The 18311-nt window shown below is 73.2% G+C and carries 16 protein-coding genes; 12 read left to right on the forward strand and 4 right to left on the reverse strand.

Features of this window, described 5'->3' with window-relative positions; all coding sequences use genetic code 11:
* Nucleotides 1-28 precede the first annotated feature (28 nt).
* Entirely contained in the window at nt 29-1234 is a 1206-nt protein-coding gene (locus tag ABZ453_RS26885) for a cytochrome P450 (RefSeq protein WP_359018496.1), read from the forward strand.
* Here ABZ453_RS26885 and ABZ453_RS26890 read toward each other — a convergent pair.
* Nucleotides 1209-1709: a MarR family transcriptional regulator gene (locus ABZ453_RS26890; RefSeq protein WP_359018498.1), complete on the reverse strand. Its 501-nt coding sequence runs from the start codon at nt 1707-1709 to the stop codon at nt 1209-1211. The two genes, ABZ453_RS26885 and ABZ453_RS26890, sit on opposite strands and share 26 nt — an antisense overlap.
* A gap of 164 nt (nt 1710-1873) precedes the next feature.
* Between ABZ453_RS26890 and ABZ453_RS26895 the strand changes: the two genes are divergently transcribed.
* From ABZ453_RS26895 to ABZ453_RS26910, 4 genes are all read left to right on the forward strand, one after another.
* Nucleotides 1874-2368 (forward strand): hypothetical protein, encoded by a 495-nt coding sequence (locus ABZ453_RS26895; protein ID WP_359018500.1) that lies wholly within the window; start codon nt 1874-1876, stop codon nt 2366-2368.
* 217 nt (nt 2369-2585) lie between these two features.
* Nucleotides 2586-3932, forward strand: coding sequence for a hypothetical protein (locus ABZ453_RS26900; RefSeq protein ID WP_359018502.1), 1347 nt, complete (start codon nt 2586-2588; stop codon nt 3930-3932).
* Nucleotides 3933-3976: 44 nt separating this feature from the next.
* Complete coding sequence (locus tag ABZ453_RS26905; RefSeq protein ID WP_359018504.1) at nt 3977-4768, forward strand: hypothetical protein; 792 nt, start codon at nt 3977-3979, stop codon at nt 4766-4768.
* The gene (locus ABZ453_RS26910; RefSeq protein ID WP_359018506.1) at nt 4768-6477 is read left to right on the forward strand and encodes a hypothetical protein; all 1710 of its coding nucleotides are present in this window, start codon (nt 4768-4770) and stop codon (nt 6475-6477) included. The genes ABZ453_RS26905 and ABZ453_RS26910 overlap by 1 nt, the downstream gene beginning before the upstream one ends.
* 584 nt (nt 6478-7061) lie before the next feature.
* Here the strand turns inward: ABZ453_RS26910 and ABZ453_RS26915 are convergent.
* Both ABZ453_RS26915 and ABZ453_RS26920 read right to left on the reverse strand, forming a co-directional pair.
* On the reverse strand, nt 7062-8630 hold the full coding sequence (locus ABZ453_RS26915) for an FAD-dependent oxidoreductase (protein WP_359018508.1): 1569 nt from the start codon (nt 8628-8630) through the stop codon (nt 7062-7064).
* Nucleotides 8627-9595 carry a methyltransferase gene (locus ABZ453_RS26920; RefSeq protein WP_359018510.1) on the reverse strand — a complete coding sequence of 323 codons (969 nt, stop codon included), beginning with the start codon at nt 9593-9595 and terminating at the stop codon, nt 8627-8629. Before ABZ453_RS26920 ends, ABZ453_RS26915 begins: the two co-directional genes overlap by 4 nt.
* Before the next feature lie 299 nt (nt 9596-9894).
* Between ABZ453_RS26920 and ABZ453_RS26925 the strand changes: the two genes are divergently transcribed.
* The 5 genes from ABZ453_RS26925 (at nt 9895) to ABZ453_RS26945 (ending at nt 15850) form a co-directional block, all read left to right on the forward strand.
* The gene (locus ABZ453_RS26925) at nt 9895-10386 is read left to right on the forward strand and encodes an SgcJ/EcaC family oxidoreductase (RefSeq protein ID WP_359018512.1); all 492 of its coding nucleotides are present in this window, start codon (nt 9895-9897) and stop codon (nt 10384-10386) included.
* Between the two features lie 79 nt (nt 10387-10465).
* Entirely contained in the window at nt 10466-10951 is a 486-nt protein-coding gene (locus ABZ453_RS26930) for a MarR family transcriptional regulator (RefSeq protein ID WP_133043057.1), read from the forward strand.
* Nucleotides 10952-11043: 92 nt separating this feature from the next.
* Nucleotides 11044-11622, forward strand: coding sequence for a DUF4865 family protein (locus tag ABZ453_RS26935; RefSeq protein WP_359018515.1), 579 nt, complete (start codon nt 11044-11046; stop codon nt 11620-11622).
* Nucleotides 11623-11718: 96 nt separating this feature from the next.
* Nucleotides 11719-13896 carry an MMPL family transporter gene (locus ABZ453_RS26940; RefSeq protein ID WP_359018517.1) on the forward strand — a complete coding sequence of 726 codons (2178 nt, stop codon included), beginning with the start codon at nt 11719-11721 and terminating at the stop codon, nt 13894-13896.
* A 445-nt stretch (nt 13897-14341) separates the two neighbouring features.
* A complete protein-coding gene (locus ABZ453_RS26945) occupies nt 14342-15850 on the forward strand; it encodes a peptide MFS transporter (RefSeq protein ID WP_359018519.1) in 1509 nt (502 codons plus the stop codon).
* A 15-nt stretch (nt 15851-15865) separates the two neighbouring features.
* Here the strand turns inward: ABZ453_RS26945 and ABZ453_RS26950 are convergent, their stop codons facing one another.
* On the reverse strand, nt 15866-16588 hold the full coding sequence (locus ABZ453_RS26950) for a transglycosylase SLT domain-containing protein (RefSeq protein ID WP_359018521.1): 723 nt from the start codon (nt 16586-16588) through the stop codon (nt 15866-15868).
* Nucleotides 16589-16916: 328 nt separating this feature from the next.
* Here ABZ453_RS26950 and ABZ453_RS26955 point away from each other — a divergent pair, with 328 nt between their 5' ends.
* Together ABZ453_RS26955 and ABZ453_RS26960 are read left to right on the forward strand one after the other, a co-directional pair.
* The gene (locus tag ABZ453_RS26955; RefSeq protein WP_359018523.1) at nt 16917-17753 is read left to right on the forward strand and encodes a prephenate dehydratase; all 837 of its coding nucleotides are present in this window, start codon (nt 16917-16919) and stop codon (nt 17751-17753) included.
* Nucleotides 17754-17838: 85 nt separating this feature from the next.
* Nucleotides 17839-18204 (forward strand): DUF4440 domain-containing protein, encoded by a 366-nt coding sequence (locus ABZ453_RS26960; RefSeq protein ID WP_359018525.1) that lies wholly within the window; start codon nt 17839-17841, stop codon nt 18202-18204.
* Nucleotides 18205-18311: the final 107 nt, after the last annotated feature.

An 18311-nucleotide genomic window follows, 5' to 3' on the forward strand; every position in this document is an offset into this window, starting at 1 on the left:
GCCTCATCGAGCATCCTGGAGGACCGTCTTGTCCGACGACATCCCGGACGAGGGCCTGCGCTTCCCGTTCGAGACCAGCCGCCTGTTCGATCCGCCGGCCGAGTGGCGACTGCTGCGGGAGAGCTGCCCGGTGGCCCGTGCCGACCTGCCCACCGGGGACCGGGCCTGGCTCGTGACCCGGTACGAGGACGTCCGCGCCGTGCTCAACGACCCCCGCCTCAGCCGCGCGGCCACCACCCGGCCCGACGCGCCGCGGCTCGGCCCGGCACGCCCCGAACCGGACTCCATCATGGCGATGGACCCGCCCGACCACACCCGGCTGCGCCGGCTGCTCGCCCCCGCCTTCACCGGCCGTCAGGCCGAGCGGTTACGGCCGCGGATCGCCCGTACCGCCGAGCGGCTGCTGGACGACATGGCGGAGATCGGGCCGCCCGTCGACCTGGTGGAGCACCTGGCCCGCCCGCTGCCCATCATCACCATCTGCGAACTGCTGGGCGTGCCGGACGAGGACCGGGAGTCCTTCAAGGAGTGGACGGACGCGGCCCTGACCCTCGCCCCGCACGCGGCCGGCGCGGTCACCGGCGCCCGGGAGCGGCTCGCCGACTATCTGCGGCACCTGATCGCGGAGAAGCAGGAGAAGCAGCAGACCCCGGGCGACGACCTGCTCGGCACCCTGATCGCGGCCCGCGACGAGGACCGGCTGCGCCCCGCGGAACTGGTCACCGTGGCCGCCACGCTCATCACCGCCGGCTACCACACGGTCGCCAACTCCCTGGCCAACTCGGTGCTCGCGCTGCTGCGCCACCCCGGACAGCTGGACCCGCTGCGTGGCGGCCCGTTCCCGGCCGAGGCAGTGGAGGAACTGCTGCGCTGGACCCCGGGGCCGGTGAGCGGCGGCACCATCAGGATCGCCACCGAGGAGGTCAAGATCGGCGCCACGGTGGTCCGGCCCGGCGAGGCGGTGATCCCGTCCACCGCGTCCGCCAACCGGGACGCCGAGGCCTTCGAGGACCCCGACGTCCTCGACCTCGGGCGTCCGGAGAACCGGCACATCGCCTTCGGGCACGGCATCCACCGCTGTCTCGGGGCGCCCCTGGCCCGGGTGGAGCTGCAGGTGGCACTCGACGCCCTGGTGCGCCGCTTCCCCGCCCTGCGGCTGGCCGTCACCGAGCGGGAGCTGAGCTGGGGGACCGGGATGATCCGGGGCGTCAACGCGCTGCCGGTGGCGTGGTGAGCGGCGCCCCGGGCAACTGGTGCGTCAGATCCCGCAGCAGGTCGTTGACCCGCCCGACGAACCCCGCGATGAGCTCCAGCTGTTCGTCGTCGTACGACTCCAGGACGGCCGTCATGACGTCCTTGAGCGGGGCGAACGCGGCGGCCAACTCCTGCTCGCGGCGGCCGGTGGAGACCACGATGACCTTGCGCCGGTCGTGCGGGTCGCGGACCCGCTCGATGAAGCCGGCCTTCTCCATCCGGTCCAGCACGGCCGTGGTCGCCGACGTGCTCATGCCGGTGATCTCGGCGAGCCGCCCGGCCGTCAGCCGCTCCTCGCTGCGGGCCAGGTCGACGCACTTCATGTCGGTCGGGTTCAGCCCGAACCGCTCGGCGATCGCCTGGTGGAGCAGCTGCCCGCGCCCGCCGTTGTCCCGCACGGCGTCCTCGATCGCCGCCATCAGCTGGGTCCTGCGACGACTGGGCCGGGTTGACATGGACCACCTCCAGGAGGAAAGTATTTCGATAGATCGAGATATTCGATCAACCGAGATATTTGATCAAACGAGATATTCGATGATCGGAGATGCTCGATCGATCGATATATCCGAGACTCCGAGAAGTCCCACGTATGGAATTAGTTTAGCCTTGAGGGGTAGTCATGAACACATCTGCGGCTGAGCAGGCCAAGTGGCGCGTCGAGGGAATCGTCGAGGCCCCCGTGGAGCACGTGTCAGAGGCCCTGCTGACCGTGCGCGAGGGTGAGGCCGGCGTCGACGGCAACGCGCTGGTGCTGGCCGGCGACCACACCCGGGAGAGCGGGGCGGTGACCCTGGAGGGCGGCCCCGACAAGTTCGTCGGCCGCTTCGGCGACTCCGGCGCCGACTACCTGGAGCTGACCGTGGACCGCGTGGCCGGGGCGGTCGCCGTGCAGACCTGGTTCGGCGGCACGTACACCGTCGAGCCGGCGGGCGGCGCGAGCCGGGTGGTGCTGAGCGTCCACAACCTCGTGCCGGGCTCCGGGCGGCTGGGCCGCAAGGTCGCCGAGATCGGCGTCGAATCCCGTCTCGAGCGGGTCCTGACCGGCGTCCTCGGCGCCCTGTCCGACCACCTCGGCGCCCCGACCCCCGCCCCCGCGAGGGCCGCCGCCAAGTAGCCGCCCACGGCGCCTCCCCGCGCCGCCCCCCGAACCCACAGCCACCCGGGCATCATTCCCCCGCCGCCCGGGTGGCTGTGCGCTTCCCCGGCTGCCGAACGGCCGCGCCGATCACGCCAGTTGGCCGGTTCGAGGTCCATTGGAGCACCGCACGAGGCCCGGGTGTGACCCTCTCCGCGACCGTGCGCCGCCGGGCGCAGGGCACGAGGAGGGCAGTATGAGAAAGGACCGAACGGCTCCCGCGAGGGCCATCCGGGGGGCGCTGCCGGTCGCCGCGCTCGCACTCGTGGCGGTGGCCGCCGCACCCGGCCCCGCCACCGGGGCCACCGGTGACGGCGGTACGACCGTCCTGGTCAGTGTCGGCCTCGGCGGCCGCCCGGCCAACGGGCCCAGCGAGCGGGCCTCCATCAGCGCCGACGGCCGTCTGGTCGTGTTCACCTCGCACGCGAGCAACCTCGTGCGCGGCGACCGCAACGACTGCACCGACGTGTTCCTGCGCGACCTCGACCGCGGCACCACCGTCCGCGTCGACCGCGGCTGGGACGGCACCGAGTCCGACGGCTGCACCGGCATCGACCCGATCATCAGCGCCGACGGCCGCTACGCGGTCTACTCCGCCGACTCCACCAACCTCGTCCGCGGGGTCCGCGACGGCCGCTCCCACATCTACCGCACCGACCTGCGCACCGGCGCGACCGTGCTGGCCTCGGCCGCCGCCGACGGCACCCCCGGCAACGGCGACAGCATGCGCCCGACGCTCTCCGCCGACGGCCGGTACGTGGCCTTCGCCACCGCCGCGAGCAACCTGGTCCCGGGCACCCCCTCGGGCACCTGGGACACCGTGGTCCGCGACATGAACAGCGGCAAGGTCGTCCGCACCAGCGCCGCCTCCGACGGCACCCCGGGCAACGCGGCCAGCGACGGCACCCAGATCAGCGCCGACGGCCGGTACGTCACCTTCTTCTCCAACGCCACCAACCTGGTGGCCGACGACACCAACAAGAAGGTCGACGAGTTCCTGCACGACACCGCGACCGGCCGCACCACCCGGCTGAGCGTCTCGACGGCCGGCGTCCAGTCCGACCAGATCACCATCGGCGGCACCATCAGCGACGACAACCGCTACGTCGTCCTGAACTCGCACGCCACCAACCTCACCGCGGACAGCCCCGCCACCGGCGCCAACCACATCTACCTGCAGGACCTGGACGACAACACCCTGCAGCTCATCGACAAGGGCGCCGACGGCGTGCCCGCGCCCGGCGGCACCTTCTGGGCCAGCATCAGCGGCGACGGCAAGCACATCCCGATGGCCTCCGCCGGCGGCGACCTGGTGCCCGGCGACACCAACGACGTACGCGACATCTTCGTCGCCGACCTGCCCGGCCCGACACTGCGCCGGGTGAGCGTCGGCACCGACGGACAGCAGGCCGACGCCGCGAGCTACTTCCCCGACGCCGACCAGCACGCCGACGCCGTGGTGTTCACCTCGTACGCCACGAACCTCGTGGCCGGGGACACCAACGGCCGGCCGGACGTCTTCGTCCACCGCGACCAGCCGTGAACCGACCGCCCGAGCAGCAGCACACGCAGAGAGGGAAGCACACCATGGGGATCACAGCCGGCCGGCGCACGGCGGCGCTCGCCGCCACCGCGGCCCTGACACTGGTCGGGGTCGGCGTGGGCGTCACCCACGGAGCCACCGGATCCACGGCGGCCGACACCACGGTGCCCGGCACCGTGGTGGTCGAGGAGAACGCGCACGGGCGGGTGCTCACGGCCGACCCGTCCGCCCACGACAAGCAGGCGCTCGTCGACGCCGTGCACGAACTGCGGCGCGAGCGGGAGCGGCAGACGAGCGACCCGACCCCGACACCCACCTCCACCGGCGGCGGGGGAGGACACGGCGACCAGACCGGCTTCCCCGTCCGCGACTCCTGGCTGACGTCCGCCAAGAGCAAGCGGGTGACCGTCCCCGGCGGCAAGGGCGGCATCGAGGCGGCCGGCGCGAGCTTCGTCAAGGTGCCGTTCATGGAGTACTACGCCATCTTCACCGACACCTCCTCCGACGTGGCCTGGCTCGGCGAGCGGCCCTTCAACGCCGACAGCGTCCAGCACACCGACACCTGGGACGTCGGCTCCGTCGGCGCGCCCTTCTGGGTGGTCGGGGCGCCGCAGGGTGCCAGGACGACGAGCAGCGGCAGCGGGGCGCAGGCCAGCTGGAGCACCACCGTCCAGAACAACTGGTACAGCGAACACGCCTACGACCAGGTCGCGTTCTACCCGCCCAACCAGGACGACTACTCCAACGTGTTCCGCATCAGCCACTCGGTCACCGGCACCTTCCAGTTCGGCTCGTCCTTCTACACCGTGACCAGCCGCGACCGGGCCTACCGCTGATGCCCCTCCCACGACTGGCGGCCCGGCTGGTGTGCTGGGCGGCGCTGACCGCCGTCGCCGCCGCGTGCGGGCCCGCCGGCACCCCCGAGCCGGACGCCGTGACCCCGGCCGCCGTGCGCGTCGACACCCGTCAACTGCTGCGCGACGCCTGGGTCACGGACGGGCGGCACGGCTACTTCGTGGACGGCGCGGACTCGGCCACCGGCACGCCGTTCTCCCTGTACGAGACCGCGTGGCGGCTGCGGCTGGCCACACGGTCGGGACAGGACCCGCGCCGTCTGGTCGACCCCGGCCGGCTCAGGCTGTGGCTGACGGCCGCCGAACGCGGCCGGCTCGACTCCTCCAACCTCCCCGCGGTCGCCCAGCTCGACCTGGCGGTGGACGCCCTGCTCACGACGGGCGGCACGGTCGACCGTACGGAGGTGGCCCACACCCTGGAGTCCCTGCGCGCGGGCGGCAGTTACCGCACGGCCCCCTCCGCCCGGACACCGGACGCGGGCGCGACGGCGGTGGCGGTACGAACCCTGACCCGCCTCGGGCTGCCGGTGCCGGGGCCGGTGCGAGCGGCCAACTCCCGCGCTCTGACGGACCTTTCCACCGCCCGCCACGCAGATGTCGCCCCCGACCAGGTGGTGTCCGTGCTGCAGACCGCCGCCGCATTGCGGGTGACCGGTGTCGATCGGGAGCGTGCGGCTCGGCTTGCGCGGGCTGCCGAGGGGGACTTGGGCCGACTGGGCGCCGATCCTGTGCGGCTCGCGTCCGAGGGTGCCCTGCGTGACGTGGCCGGTCCGCTCGGCGTGCGGTTGCCCCGCTTCGACCCCGCGACCTGTGACGGGCGAGTGCGGCGAGACGGCGGCATCGCGCTGCCGGGTGGCACACAGAGCGATCCGCAGGCCACGTACTGGGCGCTGCGGCTGGGCTGTTCCGCAGTCCGTGCCCCGGCGCCGGGCGCCCACTCGCGGGCCGGCTGGCCGACCGAGCAGGCCCGGGAGTCGGCGCTCAGCGCATCGGCGGCGGCGGTCGCGGTGGCGGCCCGGTCCGTCGGCGGCGTGGCCGAGTTCGCCGGACCGCTCGCCCGTCAGGTGCGTGAGGTGTGGCTGCCCCGGGCGGCCCGTCCGGCGCCGTACGACACGGCGGTACTGGTGGACCGGGTGAACCTGCGTCAGACCGCCGCAGTCCTCGGCCCGTCCGTCACTCACGACGTGGACAAAGGCCTGCCCACCCCCACGCTCCGGGGTGTCAAGGCGACCGACGACGCGCGTCTGCTGCTCAGCACCCTGGACGCCCGCGACTCGACACCGGCCCGGCACGCCCTGTGCTCCGCGGGCTCCACGCTGCGTACGGCGGCCGCACGGTCCGGCGGCTCGCTCGTACGGGCGGCCTGGCTCGCGGCCGCGGCCGACCTCTGCCACGACCCGCGCCTGCGCACCCGCGCGATGAAGACGGCCCGAACCGCACGCGTCACCGCCGCGGTCTACCGCGCCGGCGCCGATCCCTCCTTCGAGGCCTCGGTACTCGGCACCTGGATCGAGCGCCCCCGCACAAACGCCCTGACCGCCTGGACCCACACGGGCCTGTGCCACGGCGACCGCTGCGCGGACACCCCGACCCGCTTGCGGACCACCGACCACACCCCCCTGCGCACCCTCGCCGTCCTGCTGGCAGCGAAGGCCGGTGACTACGGCGGCGTGTTCCCCGTGGCTTTCTGACCGCGCACGCGACACAGGGGGCCCACCCACCAGCACCGGTGGTCGGGCCCTTGGGGTTGCGCCTTCGTCGTCCTGCGCGCCGCCTGGGGCGATGACTACGGCGGCGTGTTCCCCGTGGCTTTCTGACCGCGCACGCGGCAAAGGGGCCCGCCCACCAGCACCGGTGGTCGGGCCCTTGGGGTTGCGCCTTCGTCGTCGTGCCCGCCGCCTGGGGCGATGACTACGGCGGTGTGTTCCCCGTGGCTTTCTGACCGCGCACGCGACACAGGGGGCCCGCCCACCAGCACCGGTGGTCGGGCCCTTGGGGTTGCGCCTTCGTCGTCGTGCGCGCCGCCTGGGGCGATGACTAGCGGCATGTTCCCCGCGGCTTTCTGACCGCGCACGCGACAACAAGTCCACCCCACCCGGTGGTCGGGCCCTCCGGCGTTCCCCGGACTCCGCTGCGTGCCCTCGCCGTCCGTAGCGGCCGCCGGTCCCGCCCGCGGTAAGGGCCTGTCCCGCCCGCTGGACCGTGCCCTTCGCGTTCCACCCCAGCCGCCGAGGGACCCGCCCCACCCGGTGGACGGGCCCCTCGGATCTCCCGCTCAGGCCAGCGCCAGCGCCACGTGCTGGTCCAGGGCCGCCCCGTCATGGACGCCGCCGCGGAACGCCACGTAGCCGTCGGGGCGGATCAGCAGCAGTGCGCCGGTCTCCGCGCCGAGCGTGGTGCGCAGGGTGCCCGAGGTGTCCTCGACGGCCTCGCGTCCGGCGGTGGTCACCAGGTGGACCGGGATTCCGGCGCGCCGGGCTCCCGCCGACGCCGACTTGGCGGCCACGTCCGCCGAGGCCGGGTCGGACGGGTCGTCGGGGAACGCCAGCAGCGTCCAGTCCCCTTGGCCCAGGAGCCGGAACAGCCGTTCCGTGCCGCCCCGCGCCGGGACGTCCGGCACCCGGGAGCCCGGGCCGGGTGCGCCCGCAGGCCCGAGGGTGCCCGCGCTGAGCGGGCTCTCGGGGTAGGCCAAGGGGAGCCCCGTGTGGCCGGCCCCGGCGTCGGTGAGGCGGGAGTGCAGCAGCTCGAACGGCGGGACCGGGCCGACCCCGCCCCAGTAGGTGCGCCGGTTGCGCTCGGCCAGTCCCAGGGCGATCGGCCGGCGTTCCGCCTCATAGGTGTCCAGAAGGCGCGCGGAGGCCCGGCCCTGGACCACCGCCGCCAGCTTCCACCCCAGATTGAACGCGTCCTGGATCCCGGTGTTCATGCCCTGCGCGGTCACCGGCATCACGGTGTGCGCGCTGTCACCGGCCAGCAGACAGCGGCCGACCCGGTACGTGCCGGCCACCGCGTTGTAGAGCCGCACCCGCCAGTTGAAACGGCCGTCGTGGAAATCCAGGTCGGACACGCCGCTGACCCGGCGGACGGCGTCGAGCACCTCCGCCACGTCCGGGTCGCCGGTGCGGGCCGGGTCGGGGTCGGCCACACCGGCGTAGAAGCGGTGGCGCCCGTCCGGCAGCGGGGCCGTGCCGAGCGAGCCGGCCTCGGTCAGGAAGAGGTGGCAGTGCGCCGGATCGCCGGGCAGCGAGCCCGTCCAGCGGGCGTCGATCTGCAGCAACTGGGTGCCGGGGCAGGGCTGTTTGTCCCAGCCGGCCCCGATCTCGTCGCGCACCGTGCTGTGCGGGCCCTGCGCCCCCACCACCCAGTCGGCCCGCACGGTGTGCACGTCGCCGTCGGCGCCGGAGAGACGGACCGTGACCCGCGCCGGGCCCTGCTCGACGGCGACCGCGGTCAGGCCCCGCTCGACGCGCACGCCGAGCCCGGCCAGATGCCGGGTGAGCATGTCCTCGGTGGCGGACTGGCCGATCAGCAGGGGCCGCGGATACGGCGTACCCGGCTGGTCGGCGGGCCGCACCAGCGGCGGCAGACCGGCGAAGTGGTGGGTGCGGTGGGTGTAGGGGACGCCGGAGTCCAGGTAGCCGGCGACCGGCAGGCCCATGAGGTCGAAGACCTCCAGGGTGCGCTGCCACACCGTGCAGGCCCGGGTGCCCCGGCGGGGTTCGGCACGCCGGTCCACGATCCGTACCCGCACACCCCGCCGGGCCAGTTCGATCGCCGTGCACAGGCCGACCGGCCCGGCGCCGACGACCAGCACCTCCGGGTCGGTGTCGGCGGCGCGGCTCACGCCCGCTCCCAGAAGAGCAGCGAGTGGTGCGAGGGCAGTTTCGTCACGCCCGCGAGCCGCAGCCCCGCCTCGGCGGCGAGCGCCGCGAATTCCTCCACCGTGCGCTCGCGGCCCTTGTTGAACACCAGCATCCGCAGGTCGTACTCGGTGTTGAGCTGTTTGCCCGCGTCCTCGGCGATGACCCGCTCGACGACCACGACACGGCCGCCCTCGGGCAGCGCCTCGGCGCAGCGGGCGAGGATCGCCACGGACTGCTTGTCGTCCCAGTCGTGCAGGATCTGGCTGAGCAGGTACAGGTCGGCGCCCGCGGGCAGCGGGTCGAAGAAGGACTGCCCGACCACCTCGACGCGCTCGGCGAGCCCGGCCGCCGCGAACCGTTCGGCGCCGCCCTCGACCGTGCCGGGCAGGTCGACGAGCGTGCCGCGGGTGTCGGGCGCGGTCTTCAGGATCGCCTCCAGCAGGGCGCCCGTACCGCCGCCGATGTCGGCGATCCGGCGGGCCTCGTGCCAGGGGTGCGCGGCGGCCGCCTCGGGGGCGAGACGGCCCTGGACGGCGGCCATCTGCGCGTTGAAGGAGTCGGTGAGTTCGGGGTGGCGCTCCAGGTCGTCCCAGAACGGGACCCCGAAGACGGCGTCGTACCCCGGCTCGCCGGTGCGCACCGCGTGCAGCAGCCCGCCGCAGGCGGCCAGGTCGATCCGGCCGCTGGCGCCCTCCAGGTCCAGCCAGTGCCGCATCCGTGAGGGGTGCGAGTCCAGCAGCAGGCGCGAGGTGGCCGTCAGGCCGTACACGCCCGGCTCGTCCTCGCCGAAGACGTCGCGGCAGGCGAGGAAGCGCAGGAGCCGGCCCAGCGAACCGGGGTCGGTCGAGGTCTTCTCGGCCAGCTCCTCCCGGGTGCGCGCGCCCGCCTCGATGTGGTCGGCGATGCGCAGCGTGGCGGCCACGCGCACCGCGATGGGAGTGAACACGTCGACGAAGGCCGGGCGCCCGCCCGGCCCCTTGGGTGTCGGCTGCTGCGAGTGCTCCGTGTGCGTGTCGATGGCAATGCACCTCTTCCGGAAGTCCGTGTGCTGCTGCGTGAAGCGGTGCGCCGATGGTCCTGACGACGCCTCGACGGGCGCTCAAGCGCGGGTGGCGGGCCGGATGCGGGGGAGGGGTTGACACCCATCCCAGATTCTCTCTAAATTAGAGATACACGGAAAGAGAGAAGAACGAAATCAGAGCGAACCTGTGAGAGCAGGCCGCCACGGACCGAAGGAGCACCGACATGAACGCCACCCACGAGACCCGCGCCACCGACCTCGACGCCCGCGCCGTCCTCGCCGCGCTCGCCGACCGCTGGGACGCCGCCGACGGCCACGGCTACGGCGAGCTGTTCACCCCGGACGCCACCTACGTGCAGTTCAACGGCGTCCTGCTGAACGGCCGCCGGGAGATCGCCGAGATGCACGACCTGATGTTCCGCACGATGCTCTACGGCACCCGCCTGGTGACCGGCGAGATCGAGAGCGTCCGCCGGCTCGGCGAGGACCACGCCGTCGTCGTCTCCACCGGCGCCGCCCTCTACCCCTGGCAGAAGGAGGCCACCCCCAAGCGGCTGTCGCGGCAGACGCTTGTCCTGGAGCGCCGGGACGGCCGTTGGCTGGTGGCCGGCTTCCAGAACGCCCGCATCAAGCCCTTCCCGACGAGCGGCCCGCTGTTCGAGGTCGCGAGCAGGGCCGTCCGGCTGCGGGTCGACCGTGCCCGGCGCGCCGCCTGAGCCGCCACGGCCGTACGGACGGATCACGGCCCGCGCCAGTACGCTGGCCGGAACCCGACGGCAGAAAGGCACCCCGACGATGCGACCGCAGAGTGAAGAGGACCGCTCCCTGGGCGTCCTGATGTCGCTGGCCACGGCCCTGCGGGTGCAGGCGGCCAGGACGGTCCTCTTCCAGTCCGCGGTCGCCCAGTCGATCGGGCTCAACGCCACCGACTTCAACTGCCTGAGCCTGCTCGACCTGGAAGGCCCGATGACACCCGGACGGCTCGCCGAGCGGGTCGGACTGAGCCGGGGAGGCGCCATCACCACGGTGATAGACCGCCTGCAGAAGGCCGGATTCGTCCGCCGCAGGCCGGACGCGGGCGACCGCAGGCGGGTCATCGTCGAGACGATCCCCGAGGCCTTCGCCGAACGCGTCGACACCGTCTTCACCGACTACCGCGCCGCACTCGGCAAGCTCCTCGCCGAACTCACCCCCGAGCAGCAGGAGTTGCTGCTCGACGTCACCAACCGCGGCAACGAGATCTTCCACGCCGAGACCCTGCGGCTGCAGTCACGGGCCTGAGCGCCCGCCCCACCGCCGCTCCAGCGCGCGGCGCCACACTCCGGGCGCCGACGGCAACCGCCGCCGGACACCGAGGACCCGGATGAGGTGACGTGTCCGTGCTGACCGCGCACTACTCGATCCCGCTGCCCGCCGACTACGACATGAGCGTCATCGCCCGACGGGTGGCGGACCGCTCGGCCCCCTGGGACCGGCGGACCGGGCTGCTGCTGAAGGCGTTCTGCGTCACGGACGCCGGCGACGGCGGGCACAACAGCTACGCCCCGTTCTACGTCTGGGCCGCCCCGCACGAGTTCGCCGGCTTCCTCACCGGCGCCGAGTACGCGGGACTGTGCGCCGCCTTCGGCCCGGTACCCGTCCGCACCGGCACCGTCCTCCACTGCGGCCTCGGCTCCGGTCCCGCCGGCCACCTGGTCGTCGCGACCGAACCGCTCGGCCCGGTCAGCGACCTGCGCGACACCGTCCGGGCCGAGACCGAACGCCACCACGCCGTGCTGGCCGACCCGGCCGTGCACTCGCACGTCGTCGACCTCGACCCCGCCACGATGACGCTCACCCGGCGCACGCTCCTGCACGCCGGGAGCGACGCCCCCGTACCGAAGAGCGGCGAACGGGTCCTGCGCGTGCTGCACCTGTCCCAGCCCCAGCCCCCGCACCACACCCACGACTGACGCCCCGTCACGGCACGGCCCGCTCCAGCGCGGCTCCAGCCGCCCCCGAGCGTGCCGTGACACCTCTGGGCGCACTGTCTCTCCAAGGAGTGCAAGGTGACCACTACTCCGGTCCGAGGCGCCACCCCCACCGCGCCACCACCCCCACACGGCCGCTCCCTCCTCGAGCGCACCGCCGGTTTCGCCCAACGGCACCGGTGGACCGCCCTGCTGCTGTGGGGCGTCGTCCTGTTCGCCGTCTGGGGCGGGGCCTCCGCCGTCGGCGACGCCTACCGCGACGACTTCTCCCTGCCCGGCACCGAGACCCAGCAGGCCCTGCAGACCATGGAGGACCACGGCTCCGCCCAGGCCGGCGACAGCCTCCAGATCGTGCTGCACGACCGGCAGGGCCTCGGCGACGCAGCCACCCGTGCCCGGGTCACGGCCATGCTCGGCAAGGTGTCGGGCCTGCCCAAGGTCGCCCAGGTGCGCAGCCCGTACGACGACCGGCAGGCCGTCTCCAAGGACGGCACCGTCGGCTACGCCACCGTGGTCCTCAAGGGCAAGTCGGAGGACATGGCCAAGGCGGACACCCAGCGGATCTACGACACCGCCCGCGCCGCCCGCACCGACGCGCTGGGCGTCGAACTCGGCGGTGACGCGGCACGCAAGCTCGGCGAGGCACAGGGCGGCGCCGCCGAAGGCATCGGCATGCTCGCCGCGCTGGTCATCCTCGGCCTGATGTTCGGCACGGTCATCGCGGCCGGGCTGCCCGTCATCACCGCGGTGTTCGCGGTCAGCAGCACCCTCGGCGTGATCATCCTGCTGTCGCACGTCTTCACGATCGCCAGCTACACGCCGTACATCATGATGCTCGTCGGCCTCGGCGTCGGCATCGACTACGCCCTGCTGATCTTCGCCCGCTACCGGGCCGAGCTGGTGCGCGGGGCGTCACCCGAGGACGCGGGCCGACGCGCGCTGGACCTCGCGGGACGCACCGTGTTCTTCGCCGGCTGCACGGTCATCGTGGCCCTGCTCGGACTGGTCGCCCTCGGGCTGGGCTCGCTGCAGGGCACCGCGGTCGCCGTGGCCCTCACCGTGCTGGTGACCATGCTCGCCTCGCTCACCCTGCTGCCCGCGCTGCTCGCCCTGTTCGGCAAGCGGTTCGCCCGCCAGTTCACCGCGAAGGCGGCGCGGCGCGAGGCGAAGGGCAAGCCGGTCGAGGGCGGGGCGCGCTGGCGCCGCTGGGCGGGCCTGGTGCAGCGCAGGCCGCTGGTCGCCCTGCTGCTGGCGGTGGCCGCGCTCGGCGCCCTCGCCGCGCCCGCGGTCGACCTGCGGCTCGGTTTCGCCGACGCGGGCAACGACCCCGCGAAGACCACCAGCCGCAAGGCCTACGACCTGCTCGCCGACGGCTTCGGCCCCGGCTTCAACGGCCCGCTGGTCGTGGTCACCGAGGGCGGCGCCAGGGCCGGCGCGACCCTCTCCCAGACCCTCAACACCACCCACGGCCTCGCCGCCGCGACGGGACCCATCCCCTCCCGGGACGGCAAGGTCTCCACGGTCATCGCCTTCCCCACCACCTCCCCGCAGGACGAACGCACCACGCGACTGGTGCACACCCTCCGCGACGACGTCCTGGTGAAACTGCGTCAGCGGACCGGCGCCCACTACCTCGTGGGCGGCTCCACCACGGCCGTCATCGACTACGCCGACACCGTCTCCGCCCGCATGCCGCTGTTCATCGCCATCGTGGTCGGGCTGTCGCTGCTCATCCTGGTCATGGTGTTCCGCTCGGTGCTGGTGCCGCTCAAGGCGGCGCTGCTCAACCTGCTGAGCATCGGGGCGGCGCTGGGCGCGATGACGCTCGTCTTCCAGAAGGGCATGTTCGGCCTGGAGCCGGGCCCGATCGAGGCCTACCTGCCCATCATGATCTTCGCGATCGTCTTCGGGCTGTCCATGGACTACGAGATCTTCCTGGTCTCCCGCATCCGTGAGGAGTGGAACCGCACCCGTGACGCCTCGGTCGCCATCCGCGAGGGCCTCGCCCACACCGGCTCGGTCGTCCTGGCCGCCGGCGCGATCATGGTCGCCGTCTTCGGTGCCTTCATCCTCGGCGGGGACCGGATGCTCCAGCAGTTCGGGTTCGGCATGGCGGTCGCGGTCTTCGTCGACGCCGTCGTCATCCGCTGCCTGATCGTCCCCGCCGCGCTGCAGCTCATGGGCCGCCGCGCCTGGTGGATCCCGGCGGGCCTGGACCGGATCCTGCCGAAGGTCGACATCGAGAAGCACGACTGACGAGGAGACGGACGCGGACGGCCGTACGACACCGCTACGGCCGCCCCTGAGACGGAGCCCGGGTGCCCCTGACGGCGCCCGGGCTCCCGCATGAGCCGGATCCGAGCGGAACCCGAGCAGCGGGGCGTTCTCTGGAGGGGTGAGGGGAACGGCTCCCGAGCGCGGGCGGCGCCGGATGCCGGACCGATCCCCGGGACGAACGCCGGCGGCATCCCCCCGCCGCCCGCCTCCCACGGTCCGCCCCGCTCCCCTCACCCCCGGCGCCCGGCAGCTCCCCCCTGCCGGGCGCCGCGCCATGTCTCCCCGCAGCGGCTCGAAAGGTCCTGCACCGGCCAGTCGCAGGCGTCCGGTGTCTCCCCAACGCGCTCGAGAGGTCCTCCACCGGTCGTCGACGGCGGCGGGTGAATCTCGCCCTGCACCCGTCCCACGCCCGCAGGGAGGCACCGTGACCGCCCCGCCGCATCCGTCCGCCGCCGACCGGCGCTCCCGGCCGGCCGGCACCCCGGCCCGCCCCGGTGGCCCGCTCGCGCGCCCGCGTTGGTTCGTGACCCTCTTCGGCACCGACGTCTGGGAGCGGTTCAGCTTCTACGGGATGACCGCGATCCTCGTGCTGTACGCGACGGAGGACACCCGGCACGGCGGTCTCGGCATGTCCTCCGGGGACGCGGCGCTGCTGTACGGGCTCTACCTGGCCGCCGTCTTCCTGGCCTCCGTACCCGGCGGCTGGATCGGCGACCGGATCCTCGGTGCCCGCCGGGCCGTCCTCCACGGCGGTGTCCTGATCGCCCTCGGGCATGCGGCGATCGCCGTGCCGGTCACCGGCTCCCTCTACCCGGGCCTGCTGCTCGTCGCCTGCGGCACCGGACTGCTCAAGCCCAACATGGCGAGTCTGCTGAGTGCCTTCTACGACCGCGACGACCGCACCGGACGCGACTCCGGCTTCGCCGTGTTCTACATGAGCGTCCAGGTCAGCGCCCTGATCGCGCCGATCGTCGTGGGCGCCCTGGGCGAGGGCGTCGACTGGCATCTGGGCTTCGGCGCCGCCGCCCTCGGCATGGCCGCCGGTCTGGCGCACTACGTCCGCGGCTCCCGCCACTTCGGCGCCACCGGTACCGCCCCGGAACTCCCCGCCCCGCCCGCCGAACGCGCCCGCGTCCTGCGCATCGCCCTCGCCGCGACCGCCGTCACCGTCCTCGGCTACGGCACCGACGCCGCCCTCGGCACCTTCCGGCTCGCCCATCTCATGGCGCTGATCGGCCTGTTGTGCGTGGTGTCCCCGGTGATCTGCTTCTGGCGGCTGCTGCGCAACCCCCTGCTCACCGCCGCCGAGCGCGTCCGGGTGCGCACGTACGTCTGGCTCTTCGCGGCCTCCGCCGTGTTCTGGGCGCTGTTCCTGCAGAGCGGCTCCGCCTTCGCCCTGTTCGCCAAGCACGCCACCGACCGCCGGGTCCTGGGCCGGACCGTGCCCGCCAGCTGGTTCCAGGCGGCGATCCCGTTCTGCGTGCTGCTGCTGGCGCCACTGTTCGCCCGGCTGTGGACCCGGGCCGGCGACCGGGTGCCGACCGCGGTCAAGTACGCCCTCGGCATGGGCACCACGGCCGCCGCCTACCTGGTCACCGCGGTCGCCGCCGAACTCGCATCCGACGGCGCCCGGGTCTCCCCGCTGTGGCTGCTGCTGGCCTTCCTGCTGCTGGCAGCCGGGGAGGTGTCCTTCGGGCCGGTCGGGATGAGCGCCGCCACCGCGATCGCCCCGGCCGGCTTCGTCAGCCGGATGGTGGCCCTGTTCTGGCTCTCCGGGGCCCTCGGCGGCGGCATCGGCGGCAACGCCCTGAAGGCCTCCGGCGACCATGTGCCCGGCCCCGGCTACTTCCTCGCCCTCGGCGCCGCCGCCCTCGCCACCGGCGCGGCCCTCTTCCTCACCCGCCGCCCCCTGACCCGACGGCTCGGCGTCTGAGGGCCGCCGCGGGACTCAGTAGGCGTGGTTGGCCTGCCAGTACGTCCACGCGTCGCAGGGGCTGCCGTAGACGCTGTTCATGTAGTTGAGGCCCCACTTGATCTGGGTGGCCGGGTTGGTCTGCCAGTCGGCGCCGACGGACGACATCTTGGAGCCCGGCAGGGCCTGCATCAGGCCGTACGCGCCGGAACTCGGGTTCACGGCCCGGTAGTTCCAGCCGGACTCGCGCTCCACGATGTTGCTGAAGCACTGGAGCTGGCCGCCCGGCACGATCTGCGCGGCGATCGCCTTGATCTGCGCGGTGGTGTAGGAGCTCTGGACGGGGATGTTGGAGGAGCCGCCGCCCTGGGAGGAGCCGGAAGAGCCGGAGGAGGCGGAGGTGGTCTTCGACTCGGCGCGCTCCTTGGCCTCCTTGGCCTGCTTCGCGGCCTTCTCGGCATCCGCCTTCTTGGCCACGGCGGTCCGGGCGGCGGCCTTGCGGGCAGCCTCCTCGGCCTCCTTCTTGGCGCTCGCGTCCGCCTGGACGGCCTGTGCGTCGGCCTGCTGCGTCAGGGACTCGGTCTGCACCTGGGCCTGCTGACCCGCGGGGATGTCCGCGAGGAGCGTGGCGCCGACCGCCGTCGCCTCCGCGCCGCCCGGCTGGGCGCTGCTGCCCGAGGCTATGCCGACGACGCTTCCGACGGCGGTGACCGCGGTGGCGGAGGCCGCCGCAAATCCCCGTACCGATATCGGGCTCACGCGTCTTCCTTCCGGTTCGTCCGTAGGGTCGTGCCGCGACGGCCGCAGGTAATTCGCCTGCCGGGCCCGGCAGTTGGAACACTCTGCCGTGCCCGGGCGGATGACGCAATCATGGAGCGGGTGTGCATGCTCACACACGGAACCTTCCGCATCTCAGGAACCGCCCACGGATTTTTCACATCGACCGGTGCCCGTGCGCCTCACGTCCCGTCTCACGCTCCGGGCACCCTCCGGCCCGCGGCGCGCGTTCCCCGATACTTCACGGGTGCGGTTCGCGACAGTGCGTGCGCGGCCCGCGACAGGAGCTCCTCCAGGAAGGCTGACCACGGTGACGACCGCCGCATACCAGGGTGAACCCGGATCCAACTCGGCGACCGCCGCCGCGGCCCTCTACCCCGGGGCGGAGGGGATGCCCTGCACCAGCTTCGAGCAGGCGCTGGACGCCGTGACGCTGGGCACCGCCGACGTGGCCGTGATCCCGGTGGACAACTCCGCGGCCGGCCGCGTCGCGGACGTCCACCATCTGCTGCCGGAGTCCGGGCTGTTCATCGTCGCCGAGTACTTCCTCGCCATCCGCTTCGACCTGATGGGCGTGCCCGGCGCGACCCTGGAGGAGGTCGAGTGCGTACGCAGTCATGTGCACGCGCTCGGACAGTGCCGCAAGATCGTGCGGGAGGGCGGCTGGCGCACCCTCGTCAGCGACGACACCGCCGGAGCGGCGCGCGAGGTGGCCGAGCTGCGCGACCCGCGGCACGCGGCGCTCGCCCCGCCCGCCGCGGCCCGGCTCTACGGCCTGGACGTGCTGCGCTCCGAGGTCGAGGACGACCCCGACAACACCACCCGCTTCGTCGTCCTGTCCCGGGAGGCCGCACTGGCCCCGCACACCGGGGAACCGACGATGACGAGCCTGTTCTTCTGCGTGCGCAACATCCCGAGCGCGCTCTACAAGGCGCTCGGCGGGTTCGCCAGCAGTGGCGTCAACCTCACCAAGATCGAGAGCTACCAGCTGGGCGCGGGCCTCAATCCCAGCCGCTTCTACGTCGAGATCGAGGGCCACCCCGACGAGGAGCGGGTCGCCCTCGCCCTGCACGAACTGCGCTTCTTCTCCTCCGAGGTGCGCATCCTCGGTGTCTACCCCGCCCACCCGCACCGCCTGGACCACTGACGGTCCTCATCCGCCGTCAGGACGCCCCGAGTCCGTTCAACACGGCACTGATGTGACAGGTGGGGCATGTCCGTAGGGTTCCCCCATGACGGATGAGAGCGAGCGGGCCGTCCGAGCCGCCATCGAGGGGGAGTTGCGGCTCCTCGACCCCGAGGTACGCGCCTCGCCGGCGCGGGTCCTGGAGCTGCTGGACCCGGAGTTCACCGAGATCGGGGCCTCCGGCCGCCGCTGGGACGCGGAGTCGATCCTCACGGTCACGAGCGGCGGCTCGGTCTCCCCGGACTCCCCGGTCGAGGTCACCGGCATGGCCGGAGTCCTCCTCGCCCCGGGCGTCGTCCACCTGACGTACTTCGCCGACAACCAGGGCCGCCGCGCCTGGCGCAGCTCCGTGTGGCGCCTGACGGAGACGGGCTGGCGCATGTACTTCCACCAGGGCACATTGGCCGATTGAGGGGGTGGCGGGGGAGTTCAGAGGTGAGGACGACGCCGTCCGCATCGCCCATGACTTCCGAGTACGGCCTCTCCGGTGCCCTTTCCTGCCGCGTCACCTCCTTGACC

Origin of the sequence: Streptomyces sp. NPDC005799, assembly GCF_040630525.1 — a bacterium.
In the GTDB taxonomy this organism is placed as follows: Bacteria; Actinomycetota; Actinomycetes; order Streptomycetales; family Streptomycetaceae; genus Streptomyces; species Streptomyces griseorubiginosus_B.